Genomic DNA, 13,755 nt, shown 5'->3' with positions numbered 1-13,755 from the left:
ACCCGTCAGCTGCCGGCGGGCTGGCGCGGCTGCCGCTCGGTCCGGGTCGCCTCGGCCGGTACGGCAGACTGCCGCTCGGTCGCGGTGGCCTGCCGCCCGGTCGCGGTGGCCTCGGCCTGCGCGATGGGTCGGCCGGACGGGGAGACCTCGCCGGGTGCCGAGGGCTGGCGGCGGAACCGGGCGGCCACCCGCCGCCAATAGAGCTTGGCGGCGACCGCTGCGCCCGCCGTTCCGCCGACCACCGCCTGCACGATCAGACTGCCGGACCCCGCGTCCAGGTAGGCCAGGTGCATCATCGGCCGCTCCCTTCCCTCGCCGTCATGGACCGCCGACAGGTACGCCACGATGAGGCATTTGCACCTGAAAGACGGATTACTCCCTGGACACCGTACGTCGTCCGGTCCTCCCGCGAGGGGCACATGGTTCCCTCCGCCCGGTCCGTTCCGTTCAAGACCCCGGCGTCGGTGCCGCCCTACGCTGACCGCATGACGCCTCAGTTCGACCTCATCGGCAGCGCGGTCAGCGACATGGCCCGCACCCTGGACTTCTACCGCCGGCTCGGGCTGGACATCCCCGCCGACGCCGACCACGAGGACCACGTCGAGGTCGCCCTGCCGGGTGGGCTGCGGCTGGCCTGGGACACCGTGACGATGCTGCGTGGCTTCCACCCCGACTGGACGCCACCCAGCGGCAGCCCGCGCGCCAGCCTCGCCTTCCGCTGCGCCGACCCCGCCGAGGTCGACCGGTACTGGGCCGCGCTGACCGAGGCGGGCTTCCACGGCGAGATCGCCCCCTGGGACGCCTTCTGGGGCCAGCGGTACGCCATCCTGCACGACCCGGACGGCAACGGCATCGACCTCTTCGCCCCGCTCGACCCGACCTGACCCGGCCACGGGTCGGCCGGGGTCCCACCTGCTGCCGGCGGAAGTGCCTGCGGGGCACCTGAGCCGCACCAACCCGGCTAGCTCCCGGCTCACCCGCTCGCCGCTGCCCCACTCCTCACTTCCCCCTCACCTCACCGCCCCACTCCTCACCGCCCCACTCCTCACCGCCCCACTCCTCACCGCCCGTTCCTCACGGCCCCACTCCTCACCGCCCGTTCCTCACGGCCCGTTCCTCCACTGCCCGCTCCTCACTGCCCTGGCCTGGCTACCACCCGGGTGCGGGAACCCGCCGGGAGCAGGGCCAGATGGGTGCTGTTCGGGTCCTTTCGAGCTGATGACGTCAACGATTCACTCGACCGACAGGCCCACCGGCTTCGCCGCCGGGCGGTTCGTGACGGACGGGGAGGACAGCTGGCGCGCCACCCGCTCACTCACCCCGAGCCGACCTCACCGGTCGGTGACGTCGTCAGCCCGCCCGTCCCGCGCCGAGCCAACCGACCGACACGGGGAAGGTCCTGGTGAAACCGGCAAGGGCTCCGGACCACCGCGACGGACTACGGACCGGCCACGGGTAAGGGCTCCGGACCATCACGACGGAAAGCGAACTGGCCACCGGCAAGAGCTCCAGACCACCAGGACGGAGAACGAACTGGCCACCGGCAAGAGCTCCAGACCACCAGGACGGAGAACGAACTGGTGAGTCGTTTGGGTCATCAGCTCGAAAGGACCCGGACAACACATGGTCAGCCCCGGCTGCCCGCTGTCCCGGGAGGTGGTCCGGCGCTCGGCGCGCGGGCTGGAGCACCAGGATCGTCTCGATCAGACCAGCGATGCCCACCGCGCCCCGATGTGCGTCCGATGCGTCCGATGGTGGCTTCTTCCCCAGCGCACTTCCAGGCCACCACCCGGTCCCGCCGACGTCGACGTAGCCACCCACAGCCGCGACGGGCACCGGGCGGGCACCGCCAGATGCCCGGCACCGCCAGATGCCGGAAGCCAGGCACCGGCGCTGCCAGGCAGCGCCGCAGGAGGCACGGGGGTCACCGGGCGAGCAGGGTGGTCGGCGGGACTCCGGCCAGGTCCCGGGCGTCGCGGGTGAAGTGGGCCTGGTCGGCGTAGCCGGCACGGGCAGCCACCTCGGCCAGGCCGACCCCGCGACCGGCCAGGGCGAGGGCGCGGCGCAGCCGCAGGATGCGGGCGAGGGTCTTCGGGCCGTACCCGAAGAGGGCCTGGCTGCGTCGGTGCAGGGCGCGCGGGCCGAGGCCGACCTCGGCGGCGGTCGCGGTGACCGTGGCACCGGCGGCGAGCAGGGCGGCCACCCGGGGGCCCAGCGGGTCCGCGCCGCCCACCCGGGCGAGCCGGTCAGCCGCCACCGTGGCCAGGTCGGTGGCGGTGGGCGACGCGCCGAGTTGGTCGGCGAGCCGGAGGGCGGTCCGCCCCCAGAGGGCGTCGAGGGGCACCCGGCGGTCGCGTAACTCGTCGGCGGGGACGCCGAAGACGGCCGGGCCCAGCCCGGGCGGTAGCCGGACACCGCGCCAGCGCTCCCCCGGACCGGACTCGCTGAGCTGCGCCGTGCGGTCCGGGCCGGCGACCAGCAGCCCCGACCGGCTCGACCAGAGCAGATCCAGGCAACCGTCGGGCAGCACCCGCGTCGGCGGGGCGTCCGGCCGGCTCTCGCTCGCCCAGAGCACCGCGCCGGCGATCCCCTCGGCAGGCCGTTCCCGGTACACGGACCCAGCCTGTCACGTCGCCGGCCGGGGGCCGCGCCGCGACACCGGCCACCGGTCCGAACCGGACGACGAAGGACACCGACACAGGCCGGATACCGGGATGTCATCTGGCGGGTCGCCATCGCATAACTTCCTCGGTTTTGCGTTCCCGCAGCTCTTGTGTAGGGCGAACGTTTGTGCAACTGTCATCACCCAATTGAGCAATCGTTTGCGCAAGGGGGTGTGGCTGGTGCGGATCGCGGTTCTGGCAACCGGTGGGACGATCGCGTCGCGGTGGGACCCCGACGAGGGCCTGGCCGTGACCGACTCCGTCACGGACCTGCTGAAGAACGTCACCGTCACGGCCGACGTGGAACTCCACGGCTTCGACCTGTCCTGCCGTCCGAGCTTCGCGCTCTCCCTAGACGACATGCTCGCCACCGTCCGGGCCGTCCGAGCCAAGCTCGCCGACGGGTTCACCGGCGTGGTCGTCACCCACGGGACCGACACGCTGGAGGAGGCCGCCTACCTGACCGGGCAGCTCACCGGCCCCGACGCCCGCGTCGTGCTGACCGGCGCGCAACGCAGCGCCGACGAACCCGACTCCGACGCCGGGCGCAACCTCACCGACGCGATCAGGGTGGTCACCGCGCCACAGCCGGTCGGCGCGGCGACGGTCATGGGCGGCGTGGCCTACGCCGCGGTGGAGAGCCGCAAGGTGCACACCTCGGCGGTGTCGGCGTTCTCCGGCGGCACCGCCGGGGTGCTGGCCCTGGTCGACCCGGACGGCGTGCTGCGGGTCTCCACCGCCGCCCGGGGCGGCCACTACGCCGACCGGCCGGTCCCCACCGCGCTTCCCCGGGTGGACCTGGTCAAGCTCGTCGCCGGGGTGGACGACACCCACCTGCGCGCGTCGCTGCACGCCGGGGCCGCCGGGATCGTGGTCGAGGCGTTCGGGGCCGGCAACGCGCCGCCCTCGGTCGCCGAGGCCGTCGGGGAGGCCTGCCGGCGCGGCGTACCGGTGGTCATCACCAGCCGGACCGGGGCGGGCCGGGTCCGCCCGGTGTACGCCGGCGGCGGCGCCACCCTCGCCCGCGCGGGCGCGCTCTTCGCCGGTGACCTCACCGGCACCCAGGCCCGGGTGGCGTTGGCCCTCGCCCTGGCCGTCGAAGAACCCGGCGCCGTGCCGGAAGCCCTACACGCCATGGTGGAAGGACGTCGCGCGTGAAGACCGAAGCAGTGACCATGAACGGGTACGGCGGCCCCGAGACGCTCACCCTCACCGAGGTCGACCTGCCCGAGCCCGGCCCGGACGAGGTAGTGCTGCGGGTGCTCGCCGTCGCCGTCAACCACCTCGACGCCGACCTGCGCAGCGGGGTGTCCCGGATGCCGCTGCGGCTGCCGCACGTGCTCGGCCGTGAGGTCGTCGGGGTGGTGGAGCGGCTCGGTTCCCGGGTCACCGACCGGGCCGCGGGCGACCGCGTCCTGGTGCTGCCCAACACGCCCTGCGGGGCCTGTCCCCGCTGCCTGGGCGGGCGCGCCAACCTCTGCCCGAACGCCGACATGCCCGGCATCACCCGGTGGGGCGGCTACGCCCGGCACGCGGTGGCCCCGGCGCGCGGCCTGCTGGACATCGGCGACCTCGACCCGGTGGTCGCCGCCTCCACCCCGATCTCCTTCGGCACCGCCTGGCGCACCCTGTACTCCATCGGCCGGCTCGCGCCCGGCGAATGGGTCCTCGCCCCGGGCGCCGCCGGTGGACTCGGGCACGCGGTGGTCCAGCTCGCCAAGCTCGGCGGCGCCCGGGTGGTCGGCCTGATCGGCGACCCCACGAAGGCCGACTTCGTCGCCTCCCTCGGCGCGGACGCGGTGCTGAGCACCCGCGATCCCGACTGGGCCGCCGAGGCCCGGGAGATCACCGGGGGCGCCGGCTTCGACGTGATCGTCGAACACGTCGGCGGCGACGTCTTCGAGGCCGCCCTGGGCACCCTCGCCCCCACCGGTCGGCTGATCGTCGGCGGCGGCCACGCCGGGGAGCACCCGCACCTCGACCTCATCGAGACCTTCCGCAACGAGTACGAGCTGCGCGGGTCGCGCAGCCAGCGCCCCGACGAGATCGCCCGGGTGCTGGGCCTGGTCGCGGCGGGACAGCTCACCCCCCGGGTCGACGCGGTCCTCGCGCTGGCCGACGCCGGACGGGCCCACCAGGCGCTCGCCGACCGGCGGGTCCTCGGCAAGCAGGTGATCACGCCGTGACCGGTCACCGGCGCAGCGACGCCCGGGACGACGTGCTGCCCGCGCTCGTCGCCGGCGCGGTGCAGGCCGCCGACGCGCTGCTGGCCACCGGCCCCGGTCAGGTGCTGGTCCGGCAGGTGGCGACCCGGCTGACCGCCAACGCCGTCGCGGCACGCGGGCACCTGCCCGCCGGGCTGGACACCGCCGGTGACCCGGACGGCCGTTGCACCCTGCTGGCCGCCCCGGGCGGGACCGACCAGCCGGCGCGGGCGGCGGCGGCGACGGCGGCGGCGATCACCGTCAGCCAGTGCGACGAGGGCCTGCGCGAGTCCCGGGGCCACCCGGGGCTGCACGCGTACGCCGCCGCGCTGGCCACCGCCGAGGCCGACGACCGGAGCCTGCGGGTGTTCCTGCGGGCGCTGGCGGTCGGCTGGGAGGTGGGTGCCCGGCTCGGTCTGCTGCTGGGAGCGCCCCGCCCCGGGGTGCACCCGCACGGTGGGTGGGGCACCGGCGCGGCGGCCGCCGCCGCCGGGATCGTCGCCGGTCAGGACGCCGCCGGGGTGACAGACACGGTGAACCTGGCGCTGACCGTGGCGCTGGCCGGGCCGGAGGCCGACACCCGCCGGGGCCGGGCCGCCCACTACCTGCTGCCCGCCCTCGGCACCGCCCACGGCGTGACCGTCGCCCGACTCGCCGCCGCCGGGTTCCCGGCCACCGATCCGGCGCTGCCCCACCTCGGCCGGACCGCCCACCAGACCACGCCTGACGGGGCGGGGGCGGATGGCGCGTTGCAGGCCCGACCGCTGCTGCCGGACGCCTACTTCAAGCCGGTGGGGGTCTGCGCGCACGCCCTGACCGGGTGGACGGTGGCCCGCGCGATGGCCCGGGACCTGCCGGCCGACGAGGTGGCGACGGTGACCGTGGACACCTACGCGGGCGCGTCCCTGCTGGCGCAGCGTCGTCCGGTCAGCCGGCTGGCCCGCCAGTTCAGCATCCCGTGGGTGGTGGCCTGCGGGCTGCTCGGCACGGACCCGGGTGCCCCGGACGCGCCGGCGGACGACCGGCGGGCCCGCGCCGCCCGGCTCGCCGAGCGGGTGACCGTACGCCACGACCCTGGTCTGGACCAGGGGTATCCGGCGGGCCGACCGGCGGTGGTGGAGGTGACCACGCGCAGCGGGGCACGGCTGGCCGGGCGGGCCCGCTTCCACCACGGCGACCGGGAGGACCCGATGACGGCCGACGAGTTGGCGGCCGTGGACGCCGCGCTGCTGCGCACCCCGGGGACACCGGCCGGGGCGGCAGAGCTGCTGTACGGGCTGACCCGGGCACCCGGGGCGACCCGACTGCGAGACCTCACCGCGCTGGTCCGGGGTGGGGCACCGAATCCGAACGGCGGCCCGCCGCCGGTTCCCGCTGGGCCCGGCCCATCCGGCAGAAAGGACATGACGTCATGGTGATCAGAGTCGAACCCGGCACCGCGCGGGACTTCATCGGCTACGGCGCGGACCTGCCCCGCGTCGAGTGGCCCGGTGGCGCCCGGGTGGCGGTGAGCCTGTGCCTCAACTACGAGGAGGGGGCCGAGCACAGCCTCCTCGACGGCGACAGCGTCAACGAGTGGGTCGGCGAGATCTCCTACACGCCGACCAGCGCGGAACACCGGGACCTGTCCCAGGAGTCGGTCTACGAGTACGGCAGCCGGGCCGGGGCGTGGCGGCTGCTACGGCTGTTCGACCGCACGCAGACCCCGGTGACCGTGTACGGCTGCGCCGAGGCGCTGGCCCGCAACCGGCCGCTGACCAAGGCGTTCGTCGAGGCGGGGCACGAGATCTGCTCGCACGGCCTGCGCTGGCGGGAGCCCTCCGGGATGACCGAGGACGAGGAGCGCGCGGAGATCCGTCAGGCGGTGGCGACGATCACCGAGCTGTGCGGGGAACGCCCGGTCGGCTGGTACTCCCGGTACGCCCCGTCGGACCGCACGCGTCGGCTGCTGGTCGAGGAGGGCGGCTTCCGCTACGACTCGAACGCCTACAACGACGACCTGCCGTACTGGGTGCAGGTGGCGGGGCAGCGGCACCTGGTGCTGCCGTACACGCACACCTACAACGACGGCCGGTTCGCCTTCAGCCCCGGCTACGGCAACCCGACCGACTTCTTCGAGAACTGCCGGCGGGGCATCGAGTACCTGTGGGAGGAGGGCGAGACCTCACCCAAGATGATCTCGATCGGGCTGCACGCCCGACTGATCGGTCAGGCCGGTCGGGCCTCCGCGCTGCGCGACCTGATCGCCTGGGCGCAGGACCTGCCCGGCGTCTGGTTCGCCCGGCGGCGCGACATCGCCGACTGGTGGCACCACCACTACTCCGACCTGCCGGCCCACGGAGGGCAGTGACCATGCGCATCGAGATCGACAACGTGGCCAAGGGCTATCCCCGGGCCGACGGGAGCCGACTGTCGGTGGTCGGCAGCCTCAGCACCACGATCGAGGCGCAGGAGTTCGTCTGCGTGATCGGGCCGAGCGGATGCGGCAAGTCGACGCTGCTCGGCCTGCTCGGCGGGCTGCGCCGGCCGGACGACGGGGAGATCCGGTTCGTCGGCGAGCGCAGCGCCGCCGGGCCGCTCACCTCGATCGTCTGGCAGGACTACGCGCTGATCCCGTGGCGGTCCATCGTGGACAACGTCGGCTTCGGGCTGGAGCTGCGCGGGGTGCCCGCCGGCCGGCGGCGGGAGGTCGCCCGGGAACACCTGGCGATGATGGGCATCGAGGCGTTCGCCGACAACAAGCCGCACGAGCTGTCCGGCGGGATGCGCCAGCGGGCCGGGATCGCCCGCGCGCTGGCCAGCGACCCCGAGGTCCTGCTGATGGACGAGCCGTTCGCGGCGGTGGACGCCCAGACCCGGACCCTGTTGCAGGACGAGCTGCTCCAGGTCTGGTCCCGGCACCGCAAGACGGTCCTGTTCATCACGCACAGCATCGAGGAGGCGCTGCTGCTGGCCGACCGGATCATCGTGCTCGGCCCCCGGCCGACCCGGGTGGTCGAGGAGATCCGGGTGCCGTTCCCCCGGCCGCGTACCCGCGACGTCGAGTTGGACCCGCGCTTCACCGAGCTGAAGCGCCACCTGTGGGGGCAGTTGCGGGACGCCACCCTGGCGGCCGAGTGGGCGGAAGCGAAGGGGGACCGATGAGCGAGCAGAGCGTGCCGACCCAGGAGCGGGCGGCCGACGAACCCGTGGTCCGCTACGCGGTGGACCCCCGCGCGGAACGCCCGCCCGGCCGCGGCTTCAAGCTGCTCAGCAGCGGGCTGGGCAGCATGGTCCCGGTGGTCGTGGTGCTGGCGCTGTGGCAGGCCGGCAGCATGGCCGGACTGATCGACAAGACCTTCTTCCCGGCCCCGTCGGAGTGCGTGCAGGCCCTGGTCGACCTCTTCTCCTCCGGGGAACTGCTGCCGAACGTCGGGATCACCGCGCAGCGGATTCTGCTCGGCTTCCTGCTCGGCGTGATCCCGGCGACGCTGCTGGGCATCGCGATGGGGCGGTCCCGCTGGGTCCGGGTGCTGATCGACCCGTTGATCGCCATCACGTACCCGATCCCGGTGGTGGCGATCCTGCCGCTGTTGCTGGTCATCTTCGGCACCGGCGGACGGCCGATCGTGGTGCTCGCCGGCATCATCTCGTTCTTCCCGGCCGTGGTGAACGCGATGTCCGGGGTGCTCCAGGTCGACGAGCGGCTGATCCAGATGGCCCGCAACCTGGGCGCCGGTCGGCAGCAGATCCTGTGGAAGATCGTGCTGCCGGGCGCGCTGCCGTCCATCTTCGCCGGTATCCGGCTGGCCGCCGGACTGGCCCTGCTGGGCACCATCGCCGGTGAGTTCCTCGCCGCCAGTGACGGCGTCGGGTCGATGACCTGGCGGTACTGGCAGATCTATCAGATCGACAACATGTACGCCACGCTCGCGGTGATCGCGGCGATGGGCTTTTTCCTCACCACGGTGACGCTGCGGGTGCAGCGGCGCTTCTTCAGCTGGACGGAGGGCCAATCATGACAATCAAGAAAAAGGGCGTCATCGCCGCGTTGTTGGGGGCGAGCCTGCTGCTCGGCACCGCGGCGTGCGGTGACGACGCGGAGTCGAAGGGTGCCGGCGGCACCGACAAGGTGACTGTCAACTCGCTGGAGATCCTCTCGCTGGCCCCGATGATGGTGGCCGACGCGAAGGGCTTCTTCGGCAAGCACCAGGTCGAGGTGGAGTTCAGCAACGCCGACATCTACTCCCGGCTGGCGGTGCAGGGCCAGGGCAAGCTGGACGTGAACATCCCGGGCACCGGTGGGGCGCTGTTCAACGCGGTCAACCAGGGCCTGCGGGTGCGGGCGGTCGCCGACCGGCAGCAGTACCGGTGCGCGTCGGACAACCTCCTGCTGGCCCGGACCCAGTCCTTCGACGGCGGGCTGAAGAGCGTGGCCGACCTCAAGGGCAAGAAGGTCGCGATCCTGGCCAAGGGTTCGACCACCGAGTACTGGCTGGACCGGGCGCTGGGTGAGGTCGGGCTGAAGCAGTCCGACCTGGCGCAGATCGTCACCCTGAGCTACCCGGACACCGCCAACGCGCTCAAGAGCGGTGCGGTGGACGCCGGCTTCGTGGTGCAGCCGCTGGCGTACCAGCTCATCACGGACGGGCAGGCCAAGCGGGTGCTGGCGATGAACGAGGTCGCGCCCAACCAGGAGCAGGGCCTGATCACCATGTCGCAGGACTTCATCAGCAAGCGGTCCGACGTGGCGGCCCGGTGGATGGCCGGCTGGCTGGAGGGCGTGCGCTACTACCAGGACCCGGCCAACAAGGACGACGTGATCAAGATCGTGGCGGAGCGGACCAAGGTCCCGGCGGCGACGATCAGCAAGCTGTACGGCACCGACCAGTGGCCGTACATGGACCCGAACGGTCGGGTGGACACCGCCACGGTGGCCGCCGAGGACGGCAAGTGGCTGCTCGACAACAAGATCATCGAAAAGCTGCCGGAGGTCGGTGACTGGCACGACGGTTCGGTCGTCGACGCCGCGCTCAAGATCGTCGGCGAGGTGCCGGTGAACCGCGACTGCGGCGGCGTGCAGAAGCTGGAGTCCTGATGTATCCCCGTCCGAGCCGGCTGGCCGAGGTGCTGCGCGACGGTGGCGTCGCCCTGGGCAGCCTGACCCTGCTCCAGGAACCGGCGATCGGCGAGATCCTCGGCGCCCTCGGCTACGACTTCGTGGTCGTGGACACCGAGCACGCCGCAGCCGACGAGCAGAGCGTGCTGGCGATGGTCCGGGCGGCCGGCGCGGCGGGGACCACCCCGCTGGTCCGGCTGCGCCGCATCGAGGAGAAGGACCTGCTCTGGTCCCTGGACAGCGGCGCCGGCGGAGTCGTGCTGCCGCTGGTGGAGACCGGCGCACAGGCCGCCGAGGCGGCCCGGCTGACCCACTACCCGCCGGTCGGCGACCGGACGCTGTGCTCGGCGGCGCGGGCCGCCGGGCACGGCACCGCCCGGGGCGACTTCGACCGCTACCTGACCTGGGCCGGGCAGAACACCACAGTCGTCGCCCTGGTCGAGACCCCCACCGGACTGGCCAATCTGGACGACATCCTCGCCGCCGACCTCGACGTGCTGATGCTCGGCCGGGCCGACCTGTCGGTCAAGCTGGGCCTGGGCTACCAGCCCACCCACCCCGAGGTGGAGAAGCACGCCGTCGCGTTCGTCGAGCAGGTCGTCGCGGCCGGACGGGTCGCCGGCATGCTGGCCTACTCCGCCGAGGAGGCCCGTCGGTGGATCGACCGGGGGGTGCGCTTCGTCGTCTACTCCCAGCCGGAGATGCTGCTCTCCGACGCCTACCGCCGGGCCCGCGAGGAGATCCTCGGCGGTACGCCGTGAGCCTGTTGGTGACCGGCGGGGCCAGTGGCATCGGCGCGGCGGTGGTCGCCGCCGCCCGGGCCCGGGGCGAGACGGTGCACGTGCTGGACGTCTCCACCGGCGTGGACGCCGCCGACCCGGTCGCGGTGGGCGAGTTCGTCGACGCGATCGGCACCCCGCGCCGGGTGGCCCACCTGGCCGGGGTGGTCAGCGCCGGTGGCATCGCGCAGACCAGCCTCGCCGAGTGGGACCGCACGCTGCGCAACAACCTCACCGCCGCGTTCGTCGTCAGCCAGGCCGTGGTGCCCCGGATGGCGGCGGCCGGCGGCGGGTCGCTGGTGCTGATGAGCAGCCTCAACGCCCGCGACGGCGGCACCCGGCTGTCGGGTACGGCGTACGCGGCGGCGAAGGCCGGGGTGCTCGGCCTGATGCGGCACCTGGCTGTCGACTTCGGACCGCAGCGGGTACGGGTCAACGCCGTCGCGCCCGGCCCGGTGGCCACCCCGATGCACGACCGGCTCACCGCCGAACAGAAGGCGGGACTGCGGGCCCGGATGCCGTTGGGCCGGGTCTCCTCGGCGCAGGAGATCGCCGACATCGTGCTGTTCCTGCTCTCCGACTCCTGCGCCACGGTCACCGGCATGACCTTCGATGTGAACGGGGGCAGTCATCTCAGCTAGGTTGCCGGGTACGGATGCGGGTGCGGCACGGGAGGCACAGTGAACAAACGGGTGACGTTGCGCGATGTCGCCAGCCTCACCGGTGTGCACGTCTCCACGGTCTCCCGGGTGCTGCGCGGCGACGACGTACGGGTCAGCCCGGCGACCGCGACCCGGATCGTGGACGCCGCCAAGCAGTTGGGGTTCCACCGGGACCGGTGGGCGGCCAGCCTGCGCAGCGGCAAGACCGGGGTGATCGGCGTGCTGGTCCCCCGGATCACCGACATCGTGCTGGCCACCGTCTTCGAGGGCATCGACGCCGCCGCTGCCGCCGCGGGTTACCAGGCGGTGGTGAGCAGCAGCTGGGACGACGACGAGGCGCGGGCGCTGCGCATCCAGCGGTTGATCGGGGAACGGGTGGACGGGCTGATCATCGGCGACGCCCGGCGCAACGACCCGATGCTGGCCCGGCTGGCCGCCGACCGGGTGCCGTTCGTGCTGGTCAGCCGGGCCTCGCGGGGTTTTCCGTCGGTGACCGGCCGGGACCGCCTCGGTGGTCGGCTCGCCGCCGAGCACCTGATCGACGTGGGGTGCCGCCGGCCGGCGGTGATCGCCGGCCCCGACCACGCCAGCACCTCCGCCGACCGGGTCGCGGGTTTCCTCGCCGCGGCGAAGGCCCGGGGCGTCCCGGTCGACCCCCGGTGGGTGGTGCCGTCCACCTTCGACGTCGCCGGTGGGGCCTCGGCGATGGCCCGACTGCTGGCCACCGGTCAACCGGACGGCGTCTTCGCGGTCAACGACTTCGCCGCGATCGGGGCGATGGGCACCCTGCGCGACCACGGCCTGCGGGTCGGTCGGCAGGTGGCGGTGGTCGGCTACAACGACATCGACGTGGACGCCCAACTCCTGGTGCCGCTCACCTCGATCCGCACCCCGCTGCGGGACATGGGCTCGCAGGCCCTGCACGCGCTGCTCACCCTGCTCGGCTCGGGCAGCACCACGTCGGTGCGGCTGGCCCCGGAACTGGTCGTGCGGGCGACCACCGCCGACTTCTCCCCGGACGCCGCGACCGGCCGGTAGGGCCCGACCGGCGGCGTACCGCCGGCCGGGCCGTCTGTTCCGGCGGGCCGCGCCACCGCCCGCCGGACGCCGCCCGCCGGGTCAGCTCCGGCGGTGGTGCATCGCGAGCCGGAGCAGCAGGAAGCGCAGCGCCGTCGCGGCCAGGTTCGCCGCCACCAGCACCACCAGTTCGACCGGCCGCGACGGGGTGCCGACGGCGTGCAGGGCGGCGAGCGAACCACTGGTCAACGCCAGCCCGAGGGCGAAGGCGAGCAGCCCCTGGAGGTGGTGCCGCCCGGCCGCCCGGCGACCGGTGATGCCGAAGGTGAGCCGCCGGTTCGCCGCGGTGTTGCCCACCGCGGTCACCAGCAGCGCCAGCAGGTTGGCCGGCTGCGCGCCGAGCACCCCCCGGGTCGCCACGAACAGCATCAGGTACGCCACGGTGCTGACCACCCCCACCAGGGCGAACCGGGCCAACTGGCCGGGCAGCCCGACCGGCACCCGCGCCGGTGGGGCGGCCAGCGGCGCCCGACCCCACTGGGCGCGCAGCGCGGCCAACGGCAGCGCCCCGGTGACCAACGCCCGGCCCAGCCGGCCGATCCCGCGCAGGTCGGCCAGGGCGGTGGCCACGATGTCCACCCGGCTGTCCGGGTCGTCGACCCAGTCCACCGGCACCTCGTGGATGCGCAGTCCGGCCCGCTGAGCGAGCACCAGCAACTCGGTGTCGAAGAACCAGCCGGTGTCCTGCACCAACGGCAGCAACTCCCGGGCCACGTCGGCCCGGATCGCCTTGAAGCCGCACTGCGCGTCGGAGAACCGGGCCGCGAGGGTGCCCCGCAGCAACAGGTTGTAGGCCCGGGAGATCACCTCCCGCTTGGTGCCCCGCACCACCCGGGAGGTACGGGCCAGCCGGGTGCCGATGGCCAGGTCCGAGTGGCCGGAGATGAGCGGTGCGACCAGCGGCAACAACGCCGCCAGGTCGGTCGACAGGTCCACGTCCATGTACGCCAGCACCGGGGCCTCCGAGGCCGACCAGGCGACCCGCAGCGCGCGCCCCCGGCCCTTCGCGGTCAGGTGGCGTACCTCGACGTGTGGCAGGTCGACGGCGAGCGCCTCGGCCACCGCGAGGGTGCCGTCGACGCTGGCGTTGTCCGCCACGGTGATCCGGAACGGGTAGGGGAAGTGCGTGCTGAGATGGTCGTGCAGCCGGCGTACGCAGGGGCCGAGATCGACCTCCTCGTTGTAGACCGGGACCACCACGTCCAGCACGGCGGTCGGGGTGCTGGTCCGGGTCTCGACGGCCGGCCGGGGGCTACCGGTGTGGGTCATGGC

14 protein-coding genes are annotated in these 13,755 nt (G+C 73.7%); 11 read left to right on the top strand and 3 right to left on the bottom strand.

Features of this window, described 5'->3' with window-relative positions; translation table 11 throughout:
• Positions 1–5: 5 nt before the first annotated feature.
• On the bottom strand, positions 6–296 hold the full coding sequence (locus GA0070216_RS04255; protein ID WP_091239289.1) for a hypothetical protein: 291 nt from the start codon (positions 294–296) through the stop codon (positions 6–8).
• 189 nt (positions 297–485) lie between these two features.
• Here GA0070216_RS04255 and GA0070216_RS04250 point away from each other — a divergent pair, with 189 nt between their 5' ends.
• A complete protein-coding gene (locus GA0070216_RS04250) occupies positions 486–884 on the top strand; it encodes a VOC family protein (RefSeq protein ID WP_091240770.1) in 399 nt (132 codons plus the stop codon).
• 1,040 nt (positions 885–1,924) lie between these two features.
• Here GA0070216_RS04250 and GA0070216_RS04245 read toward each other — a convergent pair.
• On the bottom strand, positions 1,925–2,614 hold the full coding sequence (locus GA0070216_RS04245; protein ID WP_091239286.1) for a helix-turn-helix domain-containing protein: 690 nt from the start codon (positions 2,612–2,614) through the stop codon (positions 1,925–1,927).
• 229 nt (positions 2,615–2,843) lie between these two features.
• On the opposite strand from GA0070216_RS04245, the gene GA0070216_RS04240 reads away from it, so the two are divergent.
• The 10 genes from GA0070216_RS04240 to GA0070216_RS04195 are packed head-to-tail and all read left to right on the top strand — an operon-like array spanning position 2,844 to position 12,444.
• Positions 2,844–3,821: an asparaginase gene (locus GA0070216_RS04240; RefSeq protein ID WP_176738827.1), complete on the top strand. Its 978-nt coding sequence runs from the start codon at positions 2,844–2,846 to the stop codon at positions 3,819–3,821.
• Complete coding sequence (locus tag GA0070216_RS04235; protein WP_091239282.1) at positions 3,818–4,849, top strand: zinc-binding dehydrogenase; 1,032 nt, start codon at positions 3,818–3,820, stop codon at positions 4,847–4,849. The genes GA0070216_RS04240 and GA0070216_RS04235 overlap by 4 nt, the downstream gene beginning before the upstream one ends.
• Positions 4,846–6,285, top strand: a complete 1,440-nt coding sequence (locus tag GA0070216_RS04230) for an MmgE/PrpD family protein (protein WP_091239279.1) — start codon at positions 4,846–4,848, stop codon at positions 6,283–6,285. The genes GA0070216_RS04235 and GA0070216_RS04230 overlap by 4 nt, the downstream gene beginning before the upstream one ends.
• Positions 6,279–7,217, top strand: coding sequence for a polysaccharide deacetylase family protein (locus tag GA0070216_RS04225; protein WP_091239276.1), 939 nt, complete (start codon positions 6,279–6,281; stop codon positions 7,215–7,217). The genes GA0070216_RS04230 and GA0070216_RS04225 overlap by 7 nt, the downstream gene beginning before the upstream one ends.
• 2 nt (positions 7,218–7,219) lie before the next feature.
• Positions 7,220–8,011, top strand: coding sequence for an ABC transporter ATP-binding protein (locus tag GA0070216_RS04220; RefSeq protein WP_091239274.1), 792 nt, complete (start codon positions 7,220–7,222; stop codon positions 8,009–8,011).
• Positions 8,008–8,868 (top strand): ABC transporter permease, encoded by an 861-nt coding sequence (locus tag GA0070216_RS04215; RefSeq protein WP_091239271.1) that lies wholly within the window; start codon positions 8,008–8,010, stop codon positions 8,866–8,868. Before GA0070216_RS04220 ends, GA0070216_RS04215 begins: the two co-directional genes overlap by 4 nt.
• The gene (locus tag GA0070216_RS04210; protein ID WP_091239266.1) at positions 8,865–9,944 is read left to right on the top strand and encodes an ABC transporter substrate-binding protein; all 1,080 of its coding nucleotides are present in this window, start codon (positions 8,865–8,867) and stop codon (positions 9,942–9,944) included. Before GA0070216_RS04215 ends, GA0070216_RS04210 begins: the two co-directional genes overlap by 4 nt.
• Entirely contained in the window at positions 9,944–10,726 is a 783-nt protein-coding gene (locus GA0070216_RS04205; RefSeq protein WP_091239264.1) for an HpcH/HpaI aldolase family protein, read from the top strand. The genes GA0070216_RS04210 and GA0070216_RS04205 overlap by 1 nt, the downstream gene beginning before the upstream one ends.
• A complete protein-coding gene (locus GA0070216_RS04200) occupies positions 10,723–11,385 on the top strand; it encodes an SDR family NAD(P)-dependent oxidoreductase (protein ID WP_176738826.1) in 663 nt (220 codons plus the stop codon). Before GA0070216_RS04205 ends, GA0070216_RS04200 begins: the two co-directional genes overlap by 4 nt.
• A gap of 39 nt (positions 11,386–11,424) precedes the next feature.
• Entirely contained in the window at positions 11,425–12,444 is a 1,020-nt protein-coding gene (locus GA0070216_RS04195; RefSeq protein WP_091239261.1) for a LacI family DNA-binding transcriptional regulator, read from the top strand.
• 81 nt (positions 12,445–12,525) lie between these two features.
• On the opposite strand, the gene GA0070216_RS04190 is transcribed toward GA0070216_RS04195, so the two are convergent.
• On the bottom strand, positions 12,526–13,752 hold the full coding sequence (locus GA0070216_RS04190; protein WP_091239258.1) for a bifunctional glycosyltransferase family 2/GtrA family protein: 1,227 nt from the start codon (positions 13,750–13,752) through the stop codon (positions 12,526–12,528).
• Positions 13,753–13,755 lie beyond the last annotated feature (3 nt).

This window comes from Micromonospora matsumotoense, from assembly GCF_900091525.1.
In the GTDB taxonomy this organism is placed as follows: domain Bacteria; phylum Actinomycetota; class Actinomycetes; order Mycobacteriales; family Micromonosporaceae; genus Micromonospora; species Micromonospora matsumotoensis.
Note: the sequence above shows the minus strand (reverse complement) of the source record. Positions and strands in the feature narration are given on the sequence as shown.

Excerpts from the sequence above, each read along its gene's own strand:
- GA0070216_RS04255 (WP_091239289.1), bottom strand. The coding sequence starts at position 296 with ATGATGCACCTGGCCTACCTGGACGCGGGGTCCGGCAGTCTGATCGTG.
- GA0070216_RS04250 (WP_091240770.1), top strand. The coding sequence starts at position 486 with ATGACGCCTCAGTTCGACCTCATCGGCAGCGCGGTCAGCGACATGGCC.
- GA0070216_RS04225 (WP_091239276.1), top strand. The coding sequence starts at position 6,279 with ATGGTGATCAGAGTCGAACCCGGCACCGCGCGGGACTTCATCGGCTAC.
- GA0070216_RS04220 (WP_091239274.1), top strand. The coding sequence starts at position 7,220 with ATGCGCATCGAGATCGACAACGTGGCCAAGGGCTATCCCCGGGCCGAC.
- GA0070216_RS04215 (WP_091239271.1), top strand. The coding sequence starts at position 8,008 with ATGAGCGAGCAGAGCGTGCCGACCCAGGAGCGGGCGGCCGACGAACCC.
- GA0070216_RS04210 (WP_091239266.1), top strand. The coding sequence starts at position 8,865 with ATGACAATCAAGAAAAAGGGCGTCATCGCCGCGTTGTTGGGGGCGAGC.
- GA0070216_RS04205 (WP_091239264.1), top strand. The coding sequence starts at position 9,944 with ATGTATCCCCGTCCGAGCCGGCTGGCCGAGGTGCTGCGCGACGGTGGC.
- GA0070216_RS04190 (WP_091239258.1), bottom strand. The coding sequence starts at position 13,752 with ATGACCCACACCGGTAGCCCCCGGCCGGCCGTCGAGACCCGGACCAGC.